At 68.1% G+C, this 17659-nt stretch carries 19 protein-coding genes; 7 read left to right on the top strand and 12 right to left on the bottom strand.

What is annotated here, in order from left to right; translation table 11 throughout:
• From U8D42_RS09750 to U8D42_RS09740, 3 genes are read right to left on the bottom strand one after another with little or no spacing between them, the layout of a single operon-like run.
• Positions 1-1179 (bottom strand): amidohydrolase family protein, encoded by a 1179-nt coding sequence (locus tag U8D42_RS09750; protein WP_322860298.1) that lies wholly within the window; start codon positions 1177-1179, stop codon positions 1-3.
• Positions 1173-2396 (bottom strand): cytochrome P450, encoded by a 1224-nt coding sequence (locus U8D42_RS09745; RefSeq protein WP_322860299.1) that lies wholly within the window; start codon positions 2394-2396, stop codon positions 1173-1175. The genes U8D42_RS09750 and U8D42_RS09745 overlap by 7 nt, the downstream gene beginning before the upstream one ends.
• A 39-nt stretch (positions 2397-2435) precedes the next feature.
• Positions 2436-3113 (bottom strand): TetR/AcrR family transcriptional regulator, encoded by a 678-nt coding sequence (locus U8D42_RS09740; RefSeq protein ID WP_322860300.1) that lies wholly within the window; start codon positions 3111-3113, stop codon positions 2436-2438.
• Between the two features lie 150 nt (positions 3114-3263).
• On the opposite strand from U8D42_RS09740, the gene U8D42_RS09735 reads away from it, so the two are divergent.
• Positions 3264-3740 carry a nitroreductase family deazaflavin-dependent oxidoreductase gene (locus U8D42_RS09735; RefSeq protein ID WP_322860301.1) on the top strand — a complete coding sequence of 159 codons (477 nt, stop codon included), beginning with the start codon at positions 3264-3266 and terminating at the stop codon, positions 3738-3740.
• A gap of 15 nt (positions 3741-3755) precedes the next feature.
• Here the strand turns inward: U8D42_RS09735 and U8D42_RS09730 are convergent, their stop codons facing one another.
• From U8D42_RS09730 to U8D42_RS09720, 3 genes are all read right to left on the bottom strand, one after another.
• The gene (locus U8D42_RS09730; protein WP_322860302.1) at positions 3756-4250 is read right to left on the bottom strand and encodes a DUF2231 domain-containing protein; all 495 of its coding nucleotides are present in this window, start codon (positions 4248-4250) and stop codon (positions 3756-3758) included.
• Between the two features lie 36 nt (positions 4251-4286).
• The gene (locus U8D42_RS09725; RefSeq protein ID WP_322860303.1) at positions 4287-4910 is read right to left on the bottom strand and encodes a hypothetical protein; all 624 of its coding nucleotides are present in this window, start codon (positions 4908-4910) and stop codon (positions 4287-4289) included.
• A gap of 122 nt (positions 4911-5032) precedes the next feature.
• A complete protein-coding gene (locus U8D42_RS09720) occupies positions 5033-5842 on the bottom strand; it encodes a SigB/SigF/SigG family RNA polymerase sigma factor (protein WP_322860304.1) in 810 nt (269 codons plus the stop codon).
• A 729-nt stretch (positions 5843-6571) separates the two neighbouring features.
• Between U8D42_RS09720 and U8D42_RS09715 the strand changes: the two genes are divergently transcribed.
• The 3 genes from U8D42_RS09715 to U8D42_RS09705 all read left to right on the top strand — a co-directional run bounded on the left by U8D42_RS09715 (position 6572) and on the right by U8D42_RS09705 (position 8728).
• Positions 6572-7468, top strand: coding sequence for an SDR family NAD(P)-dependent oxidoreductase (locus U8D42_RS09715; RefSeq protein WP_431523837.1), 897 nt, complete (start codon positions 6572-6574; stop codon positions 7466-7468).
• A 94-nt stretch (positions 7469-7562) separates the two neighbouring features.
• The gene (locus U8D42_RS09710; RefSeq protein WP_322860362.1) at positions 7563-8348 is read left to right on the top strand and encodes a heavy metal-binding domain-containing protein; all 786 of its coding nucleotides are present in this window, start codon (positions 7563-7565) and stop codon (positions 8346-8348) included.
• On the top strand, positions 8348-8728 hold the full coding sequence (locus U8D42_RS09705) for a DUF5073 family protein (protein WP_090421915.1): 381 nt from the start codon (positions 8348-8350) through the stop codon (positions 8726-8728). Before U8D42_RS09710 ends, U8D42_RS09705 begins: the two co-directional genes overlap by 1 nt.
• 10 nt (positions 8729-8738) lie before the next feature.
• On the opposite strand, the gene U8D42_RS09700 is transcribed toward U8D42_RS09705, so the two are convergent.
• The 3 genes from U8D42_RS09700 to U8D42_RS09690 all read right to left on the bottom strand — a co-directional run bounded on the left by U8D42_RS09700 (position 8739) and on the right by U8D42_RS09690 (position 10508).
• On the bottom strand, positions 8739-9206 hold the full coding sequence (locus U8D42_RS09700; RefSeq protein ID WP_322860305.1) for a nuclear transport factor 2 family protein: 468 nt from the start codon (positions 9204-9206) through the stop codon (positions 8739-8741).
• Between the two features lie 117 nt (positions 9207-9323).
• Complete coding sequence (locus tag U8D42_RS09695) at positions 9324-9794, bottom strand: hypothetical protein (RefSeq protein ID WP_322860306.1); 471 nt, start codon at positions 9792-9794, stop codon at positions 9324-9326.
• 42 nt (positions 9795-9836) lie between these two features.
• Positions 9837-10508: a TetR/AcrR family transcriptional regulator gene (locus U8D42_RS09690; RefSeq protein ID WP_085239012.1), complete on the bottom strand. Its 672-nt coding sequence runs from the start codon at positions 10506-10508 to the stop codon at positions 9837-9839.
• Between the two features lie 174 nt (positions 10509-10682).
• Between U8D42_RS09690 and U8D42_RS09685 the strand changes: the two genes are divergently transcribed.
• Positions 10683-12449 (top strand): N-acyl-D-amino-acid deacylase family protein, encoded by a 1767-nt coding sequence (locus U8D42_RS09685; protein ID WP_322860307.1) that lies wholly within the window; start codon positions 10683-10685, stop codon positions 12447-12449.
• A gap of 18 nt (positions 12450-12467) precedes the next feature.
• On the opposite strand, the gene U8D42_RS09680 is transcribed toward U8D42_RS09685, so the two are convergent.
• Complete coding sequence (locus U8D42_RS09680) at positions 12468-13031, bottom strand: TetR/AcrR family transcriptional regulator (RefSeq protein ID WP_085239013.1); 564 nt, start codon at positions 13029-13031, stop codon at positions 12468-12470.
• A gap of 64 nt (positions 13032-13095) precedes the next feature.
• On the opposite strand from U8D42_RS09680, the gene U8D42_RS09675 reads away from it, so the two are divergent.
• The gene (locus U8D42_RS09675; RefSeq protein WP_322860308.1) at positions 13096-13656 is read left to right on the top strand and encodes a class I SAM-dependent methyltransferase; all 561 of its coding nucleotides are present in this window, start codon (positions 13096-13098) and stop codon (positions 13654-13656) included.
• A 90-nt stretch (positions 13657-13746) separates the two neighbouring features.
• Positions 13747-14595 (top strand): enoyl-CoA hydratase-related protein, encoded by an 849-nt coding sequence (locus U8D42_RS09670; protein ID WP_322860309.1) that lies wholly within the window; start codon positions 13747-13749, stop codon positions 14593-14595.
• Here the strand turns inward: U8D42_RS09670 and U8D42_RS09665 are convergent.
• Positions 14592-16274, bottom strand: coding sequence for an FAD-binding protein (locus tag U8D42_RS09665; protein WP_322860310.1), 1683 nt, complete (start codon positions 16272-16274; stop codon positions 14592-14594). The genes U8D42_RS09670 and U8D42_RS09665 overlap by 4 nt on opposite strands.
• Complete coding sequence (locus tag U8D42_RS09660; RefSeq protein WP_322860311.1) at positions 16271-17656, bottom strand: aromatic ring-hydroxylating oxygenase subunit alpha; 1386 nt, start codon at positions 17654-17656, stop codon at positions 16271-16273. The genes U8D42_RS09665 and U8D42_RS09660 overlap by 4 nt, the downstream gene beginning before the upstream one ends.
• Between the last annotated feature and the right edge of the window lie 3 nt (positions 17657-17659).

Here is a 17659-nt window from a genome sequence, read left to right as displayed (position 1 = left end):
TCAGAGCCCCAGGAAGTTTCTGATGTTTCCGCTGACGACGCGGACCGCATCCTCGGGACCGACGGCGTCGACCACTGCGGCCAGCGACCGCTCCGAGTAGCCGTAGGTGCTTTCGTTGTGTGGGTAGTCCGAGGACCACATCACCTTGCCGATTCCGATTTCGTCGATCTGGGCGAGCCCGAGGCCGTCCACCATGAACGACGCGCACATGTGGGCGTCCCAGTAATGGCGCACGTCGTGTTCGGGCTGGTGTGCCAGCATGTGCCGATAGGAGGCCAGGACGTGCTCGGCGTCCTGCAAAGCCGGGGGGATCCAGGCGATGCCGCCCTCGAACCAGCCGACCCGCAGCCGCGGATGGCGGTCCAGGATGCCGCCGAAGACATACTTGGAGAACATCTCCCGGAACGAGTCGATGTTGACCATCATGGCCACCGCGACGCTGTTGACCTCGCTCGGGACTTTCGGCTGGCTCTCACCGATGTGATGGGTGACGGGCAGGCCGGCGTCCTCGATCTCGTCCCACACGGCGCTCATCGCGGTGCTCGAGAAGTCGATCGCGTGGCCGTTGTCGTCGATGCCGGGGTTGATCGGCATCAGAAATGTCTTGAGCCCCAGCGACTTCAGCTCGGTCAGCGTGCGCCGGGTGCCGCGCTGATCCCACCAGTTGATCAGCCCCACCCCGTAGCAGTGGCCATCGGAACGCTCCTGCAGGGCGGCGATGTGTTCGTTGTAGATGCGGAAGATGCGCTCCCGCAGGTCCTTGTCGGGATAGTGGAACAGGGCCAGCACCGCGTTGGGGAACACCAGTTCCTTGTCGACGCCGTCTTCGGCGAGTTCACGCACGCGGGCGTCGATGTTGTTGCTGACCGCACCGGCGAGGTCGTCGTATTGCATGAGCACCGCGCTGAAGTCGCCGACCACCATCGATTGGCCCGGCCGGCCGAGCAGGTAGGCGCCGTCCTCGTACCAGATCCTCGGCGCGTAGTCCTTCAGTTCGTCGGGGAAGCGCTCGTAGAAGATGTCGTCGGCCACCGAGATGTGGTTGTCGGCGGAGAACACCTCGGTGCCGGGCGGCAGGCCGGTGCTGGCGGCGGCGGCCCGGCCGCGGCGGTGCTTGGGCGCGCCGATCACGCCCTCCGGGTACAGGGTGCGCGCCTGAAGTCGCCCCGGGTTCACCATGTCACCGGAAGCTCGTAGAGGCCGTAGGCCAGCGCGTCGTGTTTGAACGGCAACTCTTCCAGCGGTACGGCGAGCCGCAGCGTCGGGACGCGGCGCAGCAAGGTGGGCAGGACGATCTGCAGCTCCATCCGGGCCAGCTGCTGCCCGACGCACTGGTGGCGACCGTAGCCGAAGCCGACGTGTGGGCCGTCCTCGCGGCGCAGGTCGAGCCGGTCCGGGTCGGGGAATTGGCGGGTATCCCAGTTCGCCGGCGCGACATCGAGGATGATGCCCTCGCCCGCGCGGATCGTCTCGCCGGCCACCTCGATGTCCTCGACGGCGATGCGGCGCTGACCGGTCTGGATGATGCTGAGGTAGCGCATCAATTCCTCGACCGCGACCGCGATCGCCTTGGGGTCGTCGGTGTCGCGCAGCAGCGCCAACTGGTCGGGATGCCCGAGCAAGGCCGCGATGCTCAGGCTGATCATGTTGGCGGTGGTCTCGTGGCCGGCGATCAGCACACCGGTGGCCAATTGCGCGGCCTCGCGCACGCTGAGTTCCTCGGCGTTGACCCGCTCGGCGAGGTCGGACACCAGGTCCTCCGACGGGCTTTCCATTTTGGTGCGCACCAAGTTCGCCAGGTACTTCGCCAACGATGCGGCCCCCTGCGCGGTGTCCTCCTCGGTGGCGTACCGGCCCATGCCCCGCTGCGCCTGGGCCTGGAAGAAATCCGCGTCCTCGTACGGCACGCCCAACAACTGGCTGATGACCAACGACGGGACCGGCAGTGCCAACGCGTTGACGAGGTCTCCCGGCTTGGGGCCGGCCAGCAGCGCGTCGATGTGGTCGTCGGTGATTCTCTGCACCGCCGGGCGCAGCGCCTCGACGCGCTTGAAGGTGAACGGTTTCGACAGCATCCGGCGAAATCGGGTGTGCTCTTCGGCGTCGGAGGTGAACACCGAACGCGGCCGCTTGTGCACGGTCGCCAGCATCCCGGCGTTCCAGTGCGGATACCCCGGCAGCCGGTCGTCGACGCTGGCCCGCGAGTCGGTGAACAACGCCCGGATCGCCTCGTAGCCGTGGATCAGCCACGGCGTGCTGTCGTCCCAGATCCGGACGCGGCTCAACTGGGCTTCGGCGTTGAGCTCCAACACCTTCGGCGGCGGGGCGAACGGGCAACCCGGCGCGCGTGACATCGGGAACTCCGGTACGTCGGTGGCGGTCGGGGTCTCGGTCATCGCTCTCCTGGGTGCTGGGATCGTTCTCCGCTTGGTGGGCTAGCTGCCCGCCGCGGCCACGTGGACCGGTGCCAGCCACAGGCCGACGATCGCGTCGATCAGCCCTTCGCCGGCGACCGGCCAGGCCGAACGGGACCGCGGTCCGTGTTCGGCGAGCGCGCCTTCGTGCTCGGCGCAGGTGTGCATGAGCAGGTTGCGGACCATGACCATCCGTTCGGAACGCACCCGCCGGGGCAGGTCGGGTAGGCACCGATTGAGTCCGTCGATGGTCCGCACGAGCAACGGGGAGGCGAGCGCGTCCTTGGTGACCACGTGGCGGTAGGTGGGGTCGGCCATGGCCTGGGCCGCGAACCGGGCGTACCAGCTGGGGGTGCCCAGTGTGTGCAGGTGATCGGTGAGTGGCCGCACCAGCGCGCCCACCCAGTCGCGCAGCTCGGTCGAATCGCCGATGGCCGTGAGCATCTGCGCCCGCACGCGCTCGATCGGCTCGCGATGCTTGCTTTCGATCGCCCGGAGCAGGTCGGTCCTGGTGCCGAAGTGGTAACAAGCGGCGGCGTTGTTGCCTTGCCCGGCCGCCTCGCTGATCTGCCGGTTCGATACGGCATACATGCCGCGTTCGGCGAACAGCACTTCCGCGGCCGACAGGATCGCCTCCCGCGTGCCCGTCGACCTGTCGGAGCGGGCGATCCGCTCGGCGGTCATCGCCTCAGTGAACACGGCGGGGCGGATTAAATCAAGCCATTTATTTAACGAGTGCGGCGGCCGCCGCGCGATGCGTAAGCCTCGGGGTTCTCAATCCCCGGCCCTTCAAGGTGATTTCATTGCGTCGACGCCCGAGCCTGGCCGCCCCGGGAATACAGTCTTCGTATGAATCCGCTCCAGCGGGTGGCTCGCAATCCGGCGGCCTATCGCCGGCTCGTCCTGAATGGTCGGCCAGTCACCGAGGGACTCGAGGCGCTGCTGCGTTTCGCGACAAACGGCCGGCTCGGTGTTCTGGACCTCGCCGGTCTGCCCAACGTGCAGGTCACCACGTCGGGTCGCAAGACGGGGCTCGCGCGCACGGCGACGGTGCAGTACGTGCCCGTCGAGAACGGCCTGTTGCTGGTCGGCTCGAACTGGGGCCGGGATCGCCACCCATCATGGTCGGCGAATTTGAAGGCCACACAACGGGTTACGGTCCGCCGGCGCGGCCAGCGCTTCGTCGCGACGGTGCGGTTGCTCACCGGTGCGGAGCGCGAGCAGGCGTGGTCCACGGCGCTGGCGCACTGGCCGAACTATCGGGTCGCCCAGGACCGTGCGGGCGGCCGGCAATTCCGGCTGTTTCTCCTCACGCCTACGGCATAGGCGCCGCGACGACCGCTAACCCGGGTGGTGCGCCTGTTCCAATTTGGCGATTTCGCCGCCCCAAACCGATTGGGCCCCAGCATCACCCACGCGGTAGATCTGGACCATCGATGAGATGGCGACGGCGAGCACCAGTATCGCAATGGTCGCCCGGACGACAATGCGGCTCTTTTCCGTGCGGTTTTCGATCAGGCGCATCACCACCAGCACCAACGCGGCCGCCAGGAGTGCGGCGGAGAAGTAGGTCATCGTCGCGCCCAGGTCGGCGTGCTTCTGCAGGATCGCGCTGGGTTTGGCCCTCAGGTCGTAAAGCCATTCCCCGGCGTTGACCGTGATCGGCGTCAACACCATGGTGGCGGCAGCCGACATCAGTGCGAGCCACAACAGCGGGCCCCGCCGCGCCGTCGGCCAGAACACGCACACGATCTCCAGCACGGCGGTCAGCGGTACGAGCACCACCACGAAGTGCAGCAGCAGGGCATGGGCGGGCAGGCCGTTGATGACGGTCATCGGGCTCCTTGGTGTGTTGGGGCGGTCAGCCGGCGCTCAGCCGCCGAGCCCCTTCTTGATGGCCGCGTCCTGCTTCTGGCCCACGTCGTTGACGAAGTCGGCCGGGGCAAGCGTGTCGGGCGGCCCGTCGAATTCCAACGTGACGAAGGCCCTGCCCTCGGTGAACAGCAGTATCGTCACGCCCTTGCTCTTGTCCGGGGAGTTGCCCATCAGGGTCGTTCCGCCCGTGCCCACGTTGGCGGCTTGCGTTGTCGGGTTCTTGATCACATCACCCTGCGCACCCTTGGCCGCGTTCAACGCGCTCGTCGCCGCGTCGGGGTCCGCGAGCACCTGGATCGTGTCCTTGATGACGTGGCTGCCGTCCTCGTCTTTGAACGTCGTCGCGACGCCCGGCTGGCCGTTCGGGTTGCTGGTCGGCGGGGTGGCGGTGAACGGGATCGGCGCGTTGATGTCGCTCGCCTGGATCAACAGCCCGGTGTACTGGTTGGCCTGCGGGGACGCCGACGAGGTCGCTGTCGAGCCGGGGGCGCTGGTGGTCGGGCTGGACGAGCCCGGTTTAGGCGTCGACGGCGCCGGATGCTTGCTGCACCCCGCGATCGCCACTGCCAGCGCCGCCGCCGCCGCCGCGACGCCCGCGGTCACCGTCCGTGAGGTCGTCATCGCTCGAGCTCCCTTCCAGGCCGCCTCCGGCGCCACTGTCGAGTTCGTTTCCGAATCGCACAGTACACATTGCGTCGTGGCGCCGCGGTGGCGCCGAAGGCCCCTGGGCGGGCTACGGAGGGCTACTCCAGTTGGTCGCGCAGGCAGCGCAGGGTGCTGGCCAGGATGCGGGAGACCTGCATCTGCGACACGCCGATCCGCTCGGCGATCTGGCTCTGCGTCATCGACTCGAAGAACCGCATGCGCAAGACGTCGCGTTCCCGCCCCGGAAGTGCGGCCACCAGGACGCGCAGCGCCTCCCGATTGGTGATGTGCTCGATCTGCGGATCGATGCCGCCGACCGCATCAGCGACCAGCCGGGGTGACCCCGAGCCGTCGGTGCCCACCGGCGCGTCCAGGGAATCCAGCCGGTAGGCGTCGCCCGCCACAAGGCACTCGACGATCTCCTCGCGGGGCACTTCCAGCTCTTGCGACAGCTCGCCCGCGGTCGGCGCGCGTCCCAGCTTCTGGGCCAGGTCGCCGGTCGTCCTGCTGATCTGTACGTGGAGTTCACGCAGCCGCCGCGGGACCCGCATACCCCAGCTGTAGTCGCGAAAGTACCGGCGAACCTCGCCCATCATGGTCGGGACCGCGAAGCCGATGAAGCTGGGGCCCTTGTCGGGATCGAACCGGTTGACGGCGTTCATCAGACCAAGCCGCGCCACCTGGACGAGATCGTCGAGACCCTCCCCGCGGCGCGCGAAGTGGCTGGCCACATGGTCGGCCAGGGGCAGGCATCGTGCCACGATCCGTTCGCGCTGGCGGCTGTACTCGTGTGACTCCGCCGGCATCCGGCGCAACGCTACGAACATTTCGACCACGTCGTCGTAGGAATCGTCGGCTTTGGTGTCGCGGCACGGGGCCGAACGGGTTGGGGTGATCAGATCGGTCATAGGCGCACGCGCCCGCTATCGGCGCGGCTGATCCGGAAAAGTTTTGTGTACCAATACTTTTGCATTGCTGACTCACTCCTCTGAGTCGTGCGCAGCGGGGCGTGGCGGCTATGCTCAGAGTCGCCTCACTGCACCTGTATCCGCGGGACTGGTCGGTTATCCAACGCGCGGGCTACCAACGGAGATGACTCGGGTTTTGGTCGCCGGAGCCATATCTAGCTCAGTAGCCGGGCGGCTGACTGGCCGCTTTGAGCTAAACGGCGACACATCCATAACGGACTTCAATGGAGACTATACGCCTCATCGCAGGGGCCCGCGTCACTCGCCGCAAGTCTGTACCAACTCTTAGGCAACAGTTTCCACGGTGTAGCGTTCGGGTTGACAGCAAACCGGACTGTATGTCCGGTCCACGAACCATCCCGGTCGAGCTGGGTCGTCGGCCTGTCCGGGACCGGAGCCGCCTGCCTGCGGCAAACGACGTGGCGCTTCGCCCGGCAACCGGCGTCGCCGCGGGTGCGGGTCCGCCATCCCCGCGCGGCGGGGTTGCGGCGCCCGCTCCCGGTGCTGCTCACGCGCTTCCCCGGGTTCGCCTGCTCGAAATTGTGGACCGCGGTTCTCATTTTCGGACCGGCTGGGTACTGTTCGCCTAATGTTTGTGACCGATCCGCCGCGGCCCGAGCTCGGTTCATGCCGAGAGTCGTTCGCGCACAACGCGTTACCTCATCCGCTGTGCTGAAGGACGGCGAACGCCTGCTGGAGGGGCACGGCGTGGTGGTGGCCGGCGGCAGCCGTGGGATCGGCCGCGCGGTCGCCGAACTGCTCGGCGACCTGGGGGCCGGCGTGGTCGTCAACGGGCGCGACGGCGACGCCGTCGAGGAGACCGTCGCCGCGATCACGGCTGCAGGCGGACATGCCGGCGCGGTGGTCGGACCCGCTGACGAGGAGCGCGTAGCCGGCGCCCTCATCGACGGTTGCGTGCGTGCCTTCGGGCGGCTGGACGCCGTGATCAACTGCGTCGGCATCGCCGAGCCGCCCGGCTCCTCGATCCTCAACATCTCGCCCGAAGACTTCGACCGCCTGGTCAGCGCCCACCTCGGCTCGGCGTTCCACACGTCGCGGGCGGCGGCGCGCGTCATGGCGGCGCAGGGACACGGTGCCATCGTCAACACCAGTTCGGTGGCGTTCCTGGGCGACTACGGCGGCACCGGCTATCCCGCGGGCAAAGGTGGGGTGAACGCCCTGACGTTGGCCGTCGCCGCCGAATTGAAGGCACACGGCGTGCGGGCCAACGTCGTGTGTCCCGGGGCCCGCACGCGCCTGTCGACGGGCGCCCAGTACGAGGAGCACATCGAGGACCTGCACCGCCGAGGGCTGCTGGACGAAATGACCATGCGGGCCTCCCTGAACAGCGCCCCACCGGCCTTCGTTGCCCCGGTGTATGCCTATCTCGTGAGCGACCTCGCGCAGGCCGTCACGGGCGAGATCTTTGTCGCCGCAGGCGGATTCGTTGGTCGCTTCGACCGGCCGGCCCCGCGGGTGCTCGGTTACCGCGACCACCATGACGCCGGGCCCTGGACGGTCGGCGATGTGCACGAGATGATCGCCGCCGCGCAAGCCGCGCGCTGAGCGGCGGGACGCCACGGCGGTCCGCCCGAAAGTCGCACGTTAGGGATGTGCGCCGCCTACGCTGTCCTGCGAACCGCAGGAGGGTGTTTTGACAGTGCAATCGAACCCGCTCGACCCCGTCGCCAGCGAACGGCTCTCGCACGCGGGCAAGGTGTTCACATCCGATCTGTCGATCAACGAATTCGCCTTGCTGCACGGGGCCGGGTTCGAACCGATCGAACTCGTGATGGGCGTGTCGGTCTACCACGTCGGTTATCAATTCAGCGGTATCCGGCAGCAATCCGAACTGCCGGTGCTCACTGACGCGACCTATCGGGCGCGCTGGAATGCCATGTCGCGGATGCAGGCGGAGGCGGACGCGCTGGGCGCCGACGGTGTGGTCGGTGTCCGCCTCGAATGGCGGCACCAGGGGGAGGGCGAGCACCTGGAGTTCATCGCGGTCGGAACCGCGGTGCGCTACACGCAGAAGCCCGGCGCCTATCGGCGCCCCAACGGTCAGGCGTTCACCAGCCACCTGTCCGGGCAGGACCTGACGACCCTGCTGCGATCGGGGTTCGCCCCGGTGGCGTTCGTGATGGGCAACTGCGTGTTTCACATTGCGGTGCAAGGCTTCCTGCGCACGCTCAGCCAGATGGGGCGCAATGCCGAGATGCCGCAGTGGACGCAGGGCAGCTACCAGGCCCGCGAGCTGGCGATGGCACGCATGCAAAGTGAAGCCGAGCGCGACGGCGCAACCGGTGTTGTCGGAGTGCATTTCGCCATCTCGAACTACGCGTGGGGGCAACACACCGTCGAGTTCTACGTGGCCGGCACCGCGGTGCGTCACAGCGGTGAGGCGCAGACGCTGACGCCGTCGTTCGTCCTGCCCATGAGCGATTGATGACGGGCCTCGATCACGATCGGGTCGGCCGGGTCGTCGGAACCGCCCTGGCCGGGCCCGGGGGAGTCGGGCTGGTACTCAAGGTGTTTTCCGGGGTTCCGGGGGTGGTCGTCGTTCCCGCCCGGCGCGGCTTTTTCCGGTCGCAGCCGGAGCGGGTGCAGATCGGCGACTGGCGCTACGAGCTCACGGTCGACGGTCGGGTGAGCGCCGCGCACGTGGTGAACGGCATCGTCCTGGCCGAGGAGGTCCTGGCCGCCGGCACCGTCGGACCCCATATCGCCCGCGCGCTCGGACAGCTGGTGACCCGCTACGGCCCGACGATCATGCCCAACATCGACGCGGCGCTCGACGTGCTCGACGCCGGCTCCGGGCCGCGCTGATCCCGCGCGGTCACGGGCTGCCCGACTGGCTCTGATCGAGGCCCACCACCCACCGACTGAACTTCCAGCTGCCGTCGCGCTTGACGGCGGTGAAGTCATAGCATCCGGTGAGGTCGGCAACGGGCGGACCACCGTCCTTGATGGCGAAGACCTGGACGTAGCAGTGTCCCGTCGCCTCGTCGGCGCCTTGGCCGGAAAACCAGAATGAGTTCAGCGCGTGGCGGCGTTGGTTGTGTTCGGCCTTGAATGCCGCCTTCCGGGCCGCCAGCAGGCTCATGACCGTTTCGATGTCGGCCGACAACGGTTGGCCCTCGTGCAACAGGACGAGTTCCGGCGACTCGGTGAACAGCGTGCGAAACTCGTCGAGCCGGTTGTGGTCATAGGTGTAGGCGTAGGCGCCGAACAGGTTGATGATCGCCAGCCGGTCAGCGACGTCGAAGGCCGCACTTCCGACGCTCTCGATCGGATTCCCGGCCACGGTGGTCAGTCTAGGCGCCCGGCTACCGGCGGCCGGCGGCGAAATCGGCCGCCTGACCGATGCGGCCCGGGCGAACACCACCTCGACGTCGGGGCAGGGTGCGGCGACCGCCACGGGCTACCGCGGCGTGTCCGTCCCCGGGGGGTGTCGGTGCAGCAGCGAACGGGCGGCCCGCAGCACGCCGCGAAACGCATAGGCGGCACTCACCACGGTCAGGACGATCAGCAGGACGAACATCGGCAACCAGTTGCCCCTGCTGTGGTCGACGTCCCACCAGATGACGGTGAACAACGCCACACAGACCACCAGCACGATGTCCCGCCAGTTCCCCTGGTAGGACAACGCCGCCTTGCGCAGCGCCCTGCTTCGCTCCGCGCTCTCGATCAGGTCGTCGATGCGGGCGTCGATGGTGCGTTGCAGCTCAGCGCGCCTGGCGCCGGCCTCAGGGGGGAGCCGGTCCAACAGATCCATGTCGTCTTTGATCAGCCCCCGGAAATCCGGGGCCCGGAATTGGCCGGCGGCGACCGCCAGCATCGCGCCGCCGAAGACGGGCGCACTGTTGAGCGCGATCTGTCCGAGGCCCGTCATGCCCGCTCCTTGTGGTTGTCGTCAACGCCGCCCGACGCGCCGTCAGGATGCCTTGAAAGGGCGCCGCCGCGTGCGCGGCGGCTCGGGGCTTTGCAGCGCGGCCATCGCGCGCAGCAGCTGCGGATAGGCGATCGCCGGCCCGAGCCAACGCGTGAGATAGCGCCGCAGATCGGCACCGCTGCGCGCCGGACGCCCCGGGTCGGCGAGGAACGAGTGCAGCACCCGCAGGCTGAATTCATTCAATTCGTCGAGACCGGCTTCATCGAAACCGTAACTCTCCCAGTCGATGTCATAGCGATGCAGCATGGACCGCCCGAACGCCAGGGCGGTATCCGAGACGATCGACACCTTCTGGCCGCCCCGATGGCGTTGATTGAGCACGAATTCCACCTGGTTGTCCGAGGCGAGCTGCTCGATGGCGAATGCCATGCCCTCCGTCATCGCCACGACCGGGTCGGTGACGCCGTCGAGGTGGGCGGCCATCCGGTCCAGGAACCCGTCGGCCGACCGCATCGCCGAGGCCACCAGCAGTGCCTGCGTTCCCGGGAAGTACCGGTACACGGTCTGGCGGGTGACCCCGAGCGCCCGTGCCACGTCGGCGATCCGCATCGCCGAGCCGCGTTCCTCGATGATCGCATCGGCGGCGTCCAGGATGCGCTCGATCGCCTCCTCGTCGGAGGCGGGCGTGTTGCCCGCCCAACCGTGACTGCGCATCTAACGGGCGGCAAACCCGTAGTCGGTGATCCCCACAGCTGGATCATAGCGGCTGGTGGATCGTGATCGTCGCAGGTTGACGCCCCGCGGGCGCCGCACAGCGTGGCCAGACACTTCGGAAACTATGTATGATCACCGCGGATGTGGCGCGTCCGGCGGCAGAAAGGCCGAACATTGCAGTACGACACCGTGATCGTGAACGGACGCTGGTTCGACGGGACGGGTGCGCCGTCGGCGCGCAGAAACATCGGGGTGCGCGACGGCCGGGTGGCCACCATCAGCTCCGAACCACTCGACACGGCGGGCGCCGACGTCATCGACGCGACGGGCCAGTGGGTCATCCCCGGCATCATCGACATCCACACCCATTACGACGTCGAAGTACTTTGCGAGCCCGAACTTTCCGAATCGCTGCGGCACGGCGTGACCACCGTGATGCTGGGATCGTGTTCGTTGTCCACGGTGTATCTGGACAACGTGGACGCGGGCGACATCTTCGGCCGGGTCGAGGCGATTCCCCGGCGCTATGTCATCGAACACCTGGACGCGGCCCGCTCCTGGACCAATCCCGCCGAGTACGTTGCCGAACTCGACCGGCGGAACCTGGGCCCCAACGTTGCGGCGTTCATGGGGCACTCCGACATGCGCGCGGCGACGATGGGACTCGACCGCGCGACCCGCAAGGACGCCCGGCCGTCGGCGGCGGAACTGGCGCGGATGGAGTCGATGCTCAACGAGGCGCTCGACGAAGGCTTCGTCGGGATGTCGTCGCAGCAACTACTGTTCGACAAACTCGACGGCGAGGTCTGCCGGTCGCGCACCCTGCCGTCGACCTACGCCAGGCCCCGGGAACTGCGCCGCCTGAACGCTATCCTGCGGCGGCGCAACAAGATCCTGCAATCGGGACCCGATATCAAGAATCCGCTGTCGGTCGTGTCGCAGTTGATGACGTCGCTGGGGTTCGGTCGTCCCCGGCTAAAGACCAGCCTGCTCTCGGCGGCCGACATCAAGGCCATCCCGCCGGTGATCCACCTGATGGACTCCCTCGCCCGGGTCGTCAACGGCCTCGGCGGCGACTTCCGGTGGCAGCATCTGCCGGTGCCGTTCGAGGTCTACGCCGATGGGATCTCGCTGGTGGTGTTCGAGGAGTTCGGCGCCGGCGCCGCGGCGCTGCACCTGCAGAATGAGCTCGAGCGCAACCGGCTCATGCGCGACGAGGACTACCGCCGCTGGTTTCGGGAGGACTACGACAAGAGGTTCGGCCCCCGGGTGTGGCACCGCGACTTCTTCGACGCCGAGATCGTGTCGTGCCCCGACCCGTCCGTGGTGGGCAAGTCGTTCGGTGGGGTGGGGCTGGACCGCGGCGGGCTGCATCCGGTGGACGCGTTCCTCGACCTGGTGGTGGAGCACGGCGAAAAGCTGCGCTGGCGCACGACGATCTCCAACCATCGTCCCGAGGTGCTCAAGAAGCTGGCGCGGAGCGAGACCGTACAGATGGGTTTCTCGGACGCCGGTGCGCACCTGCGCAACATGGCCTTCTACAACTCCGGGCTTCGTCTGCTGCGGCACGTGCACGAGGCGGACAAGCACGGCGCCCCGTTCATGTCGGTCGAGCGTGCCGTGCACCGGCTCACCGGCGAACTCGGGGCGTGGTACGGAATCGACGCCGGCACCCTGCGCGAAGGGGATCGCGCCGACGTCGTCGTCATCAACCCGGACAAGCTCGACGCCTCGCTCGACCGCTACGCCGAGCATCCGGTGGCGTCCTACGGCGGGTTGTCCCGGATGGTCAACCGCAACGACGACACCGTCAGCGCCGTGCTCGTGGCGGGGCAGTTCGCGTTCGGTGCGGGCCGGGCCGCACCCGCGTTGGGCAAGCAGAAGTTCGGCCGCTTCCTGAGGGCCGGCCAGGCGTCGAACAGCTTGACAACGGTGGCTTAGTCGTTGCCGCGCAGCGGTTCACGCGACGGAGGCACCCAGGATCAGATCGACGGCCTCGTCGAGTTGCCCCTCGATCTCGTCGAAGCTGACGAACCGGGCGGTCATCAACGCGCCGGAGAAGGCCAGCTGCAGCGTGGTTTTCACGGCGCGCGGCCAACCCGGACCCAGCGCGGCGCCGATGCGGGCGGCGACCTCGTGGCCGATCTGCTCACGAATCGGCGTGACCGCCGGGTCGTCGGCCATCAGGGCTGCGCCGCAGGCGGCGGTCAGCTCCGGCTCGTCGGCGACCACGACGGCCATGTCGCGCAGCGTGGCGCTGACCCGCGTCCTGGTCGTGTCGTTGACGTCGGTGTGCAGCGGCAACTCGCGCAGGAACCGCAGGTACACCGCCGCCACCAGCGCGCTTTTGGACGGAAAGTAGGTGTAGGCGCTGGCCGGCGAGACTCCGGCCCGGGTCGCCACCGAGCGCATCGTCAGGTTCGCGTACGACGACCCCCGCAATTCCTGAAGCCCGGCGTCGAGAACCTTGCGGATCGTCTGCCCCGGCCGGCGATCCGACCGGCGAACCGCATCTTTGGACACCCGTCCAGTGTAGGAAGACGCTGAAAGCCCCTACAACGTCCTACCGGGTTCTACAGTTGCGGCTATGGCCGAGGCGGACCGGCATCGCTGGGACGAGCGGTACCAGACCATGGCACCACCGTCGGGGGACGCGGTGGGACCACCCGACTTCCTGGCGCCCCATGCGGACGTACTTCCTACTGCCGGAAGGGCACTCGACCTCGCGTGCGGGCCCGGCCTCGCGGCCGTATGGCTCGCGACGCGCGGACTTCGGGTCGAGGGATTCGACGTATCCCCGGTGGCGGTGGGCCGGGCGCGCGACCTCGCCGAGCGCGCGGGAGTGAGCGATCGGTGCCACTTCGAGGTCGTCGACCTGGACCACGGGCTGCCGGCCGGCCCGCCCGCTGACGTCATCCTGTGCAATCGATTCCGCGACCGCCGCCTCGACCGGGCGATCATCGAACGCCTGGCACCCGGCGGCCTGCTGGCGATCGCCGTGCTGAGCGAAGTCGGCGCCGCCCCAGGGCCGTTTCGCGCGGTTGCCGGTGAGCTACCCGCGGCGTTCGCCGATCTCGACGTGCTCGCCGCCGGCGAAGGCGCGGGCCACGCCTGGCTGGTGGCGCGCGCGGGACACGAAGAACGCTGAGGCGCAAGCGGTTTCGCCGTGTCAATCGCGGCTCGCCGGAATGGCGTCTGGCGGTGCCATTTCGGCCCCCGGCCGGGTAATGTCACGCAGATGGAGCGGCGCGTCCTCGAAGCGGTCATCTACGAGCGCGAGCCGCCGATTGCGCGGATCGTCCTGAACCGGGTCGACAAGGCCAACACCAAGGATGCGGTCCTGGTCACCGAGGTCGACGAATGCCTGCACGAAGCCGACCGGGACAAGGAGATCAAGGTCGTCATCCTCAAGGCCAACGGAAAAGGATTCTGCGGCGGACACGTCGCCCGCTGGGGACCCGACGAGAACCCCTATCCGGACTTCGGCGAAACGTTCGAGGACCTGTACAAGGGCACCGCCGACCTGTTCCTGTGGCCGACGCTGTACCTGTGGGAATTCCCGAAGCCGACCATCTCCGCCATTCACGGCTATTGCATGGGCGGCGGGATCTATCTCGGCCTGCTCACCGACTTCTGCGTGGCGTCCGACGACGCGTATTTCCAAATGCCGCTTGCCCAAAGCCTCGGTGAACCCGGCGGCCACACCATGATCGAGCCGTGGCTGCTGATGAACTGGCACCGCACCATGGACTGGCTGCTGCTGGCCCCGACCCTCTCGGCCCAGCAAGCCCTCGACTGGGGGCTGCTCAACCGCGTCGTGCCGCGCGAAGACCTCGAGGACGTCGTCGAGGAGATGGCCCACAAGATCGCCCAAATCCCGTTGACCACGCTGATGGCGGTGAAGAACAACGTGAAGCGCGCGTGGGAGTTGATGGGCATGCGCGTTCACCTGCAGGTCAGCCACATCCTGACCAACATGGTCGGCGCCGCCTCCGATGTCCAGGCGCGGCGGGCCGAGCTGAAGCAGTCGGGCATGAAGCCACGAGAGTTCGTCGGCCGCGACGACAACGACGACGCCGCGGGCTAGCGGCCCCGATGGCCGGCGGCGTGGCGGGCCGCGACGTAGCCGAAGACCATGGTGTAGGCGATGCTCCCGCCGGCGCCCAGGTAGTTCCGGCCCATCACCGTCGCGGTGATGTTGCCCGTCGCGTACAGTCCGTCGATCACGCGGTCGTCCTCGCCGATGACCTGCGCGTGCTCGTTGGTGATCACCCCGCCGCACGTTCCGACGTCGGCCGGAACGACCTTGGTGGCGTAGTACGGTGACCGCTCGAGGGGGCCGAGCGCGGCGTTGGGGCGATATCCGGGATCGCCCAGACAGGCGTTGTAGGCCGACTGGCCGCGGCCGAAGTCCGGGTCGAGACCCTTGGCCGCAAACCCGTTGAACCGCTTGATCGTCCGCTCCAGCGCGTCGGGCGGAACACCCATGTGGCGCGCGAGGTCGCCGATGGTCTCACCCCGCACTACGGCGCCGCGCGTGATGAGATCTTCGGGGAGGCGGCGCCGCTTGAACGGGTTGGCCCCCGACACGTATCGGCCGATGTAGCCCTGGTCGAACACCATCCAGCACGGCACGGCCTTGTTCGCGTACATGGCCTTGCCCACCTCGACGTAGGAGTTGGACTCGTTGCAGAACCGCCGGCCGGTCCCGTCGACATAGATGGCGCCGGGCCGCTGCCGGCCGCTGCCCAGCGCCCGTGCCGCGTCGCCGCCGTCGGCGATGAACACCGATGGCAGCCACCAGGCCTCGTCCATCAGATCGGTCTTCGCGCCCAGCCCGATCGCCGTCTGCAACACCTCGCCGGTGTCGCCCGCGTTCGCGATCGACCAGATCCCTTCGTTGGGCTGCTCGCCGCTGTAGCGGCGGCGCATGTCCGGGTTGCGGCTGAACCCGCCGGCGGCCAGCAGGACGCCCTTGCGGGCCTCGACGTTGAGCGCGACGCCGTTCCGCGCGACGCGTGCGCCGACGACACGGCCGTTCTCGACGATCAGGTCCTCCATTGCGGCCCCGGTCCAGATCGGTGGTTCGCCGCGCCGGTCGATCAGCGCCTTGAGCATCTGGCCGATGAGCGATGCGCCGTTGGTGAGCATCTCCCGGTGGAGGAGCTTGGCCGTCCTGGTGCGGGCGAACACCCGCGTCGCGACGGCGAAGGCGCGCGGCGACCGATTGAAATACTGCACCGCGCGCAGCTCGTTCGTCTTGAGAACGAACCCGCCGTAGGCCTTGGCCATCGAGGGCTGGACCTTTTCGCGCCAGCTCCCCAGGGCGGCCGCGTCGTAGGGGACGCACTCGATCGCGCGACCGGCTTCGTTGCCGCCCTTGTGATTCGGGTAGTAGTCGCTCCAGCCCGGGCACCGGACGAACCGAACACCCTGGTGGGTCAGGAAATTGATCATCTCGTAGCCGGCGGTGAGGAACGTCTCGCGCCGCGCCGGCGACGACGCCGGGCCGATGTCGCCGACGACGTCGTCGAAGTAGGCGAGCCCCTCCTCGTGCGAGTCCGGGACGCCGTCGGCCCGCATCAGCGGGTTGTTCGGCAGCCACACCATGCCACCGGAGAGTCCGGTGGAACCGCCCACCAGCGGCTGCTTCTCGACCACCAGGGGTTCGATCCCGGAGTCGAGCGCCGCCAGCGCGGCGACCATGCCGCCGCCCCCGCTGCCCGCGATCAGCAGATCCACGGAGTGGTCCCATCGGGTGGTCATCGTGGCCCCGCGCTGAAGCCCAAGTCGGCGACCGGCACGTCGATGGTGGTGTTGGTCTTCTGGATCGCGGGCACCAGCGCGTCGTACGGCAGACCGGCGAGGAAGCCGTCGATGACGCGTTCGAAGTTGGAGATCAGCCCCTCGATCTGGTCGGACAACCGCATGTAGTCAAAGCCCTTGGAATGCAATCCCTTTTGTTGCCTCGGCAGATTGGAGAAGTCTTGGGCGGGGATCGGCGGCCAGCGCGCGTCGTCCGGCGCCATGGGGTCGGGCGGTTGGGGTTTGCCCGCCGAGGCGTCGTCGGGAAACCGGGTGAGCGACCAGATCTCGAACAGCGTGTCCTCGGGCCCGAGCGGACGGATGCGGTACGACGACGCGCTGCTGTAGGTGGGCAGGAGGAAGTAATGCGGGAAGCAGAACCCGATGGCGTCGGTGATGCCGCGGCGGACCAGCTCGTTGAGGTCGGGCATGTCGCTGCCCCGGGCCCGATGCCAGGCCACGACGGCGTCGTTGAGGGCGCTGCGCCAGGCGGCCATCGCCGCGGCGGGGTCGGCGGGCAGCTCCAGGTGCTGCAGGCCCTCGGCGATTCGGATGTCGTTGTCGTGCGTCATGCCGCCCATCCCGGTGCCCAGGGTCCGCATGAAGTACAGGCTGCTCGCGATGACCGGGTGCACCGCGGAGCTCGCCGGGCCGTCCTGTTGCGCGGACGGCAGCAACTGCGGATGGGTCTGCGGGACGTGGTATCCCTCCATGAACGCCGCCGTCGCCAGCTTCCAATTGACCGGCAACCGGCACGACTGCCACCACTCGACCCGCAGCGACTCCACCTTCCAGGCGTCGTAGATCGACGCGAAGGGCTCCAGACAGTCGCGCAGCGCGGGGGCCTCGTCATCCAGGTTGATCCACGCGCATCCGCCCCAGGTCTCGCACCGGACCGAAACCAGCTGCAGGTCCTGCGGATTCATGTTCTCCTCGGCGAACGCCTCGGGCCGCAACACGAACGTGTTGCTGCCGTCGAGGCCCCAGCACCAGCCGTGGAAGGGGCAGACCAAGGTCCGCCGGTTCCCCCGGCCTTCCACCAATTTCACCCCGCGATGACGGCACGCGTTGTGGTAGGCCCGGACCGTCTCGGTGTCGACCCGCACCACGATGAGCGACTGGTCGAGGATCTCGTACTCGGCGAAGTCGCCGGGCCTGGGAATCTCCTCGAGCCGGCAGGCCATCTGCCAGACGCGGGGCCAGAAGTTCTCCGCCTCGAGCGCGTAGAAGTCGGTGTCGTAGTACCGCTGCTTGGGAATGCGATCGACGGCCTGGACCGCCCACGGCACCGGTAGCGGTGTCCCGTGCACGGCGCCTGCCATTGCGTCTGTCTTGAAAGCCATCTC

It is taken from the genome of Mycobacterium europaeum (assembly GCF_034555895.2).
GTDB classification, from domain to species: domain Bacteria; phylum Actinomycetota; class Actinomycetes; order Mycobacteriales; family Mycobacteriaceae; genus Mycobacterium; species Mycobacterium europaeum.
This window is presented reverse-complemented; position numbering and strand designations above follow the sequence as displayed.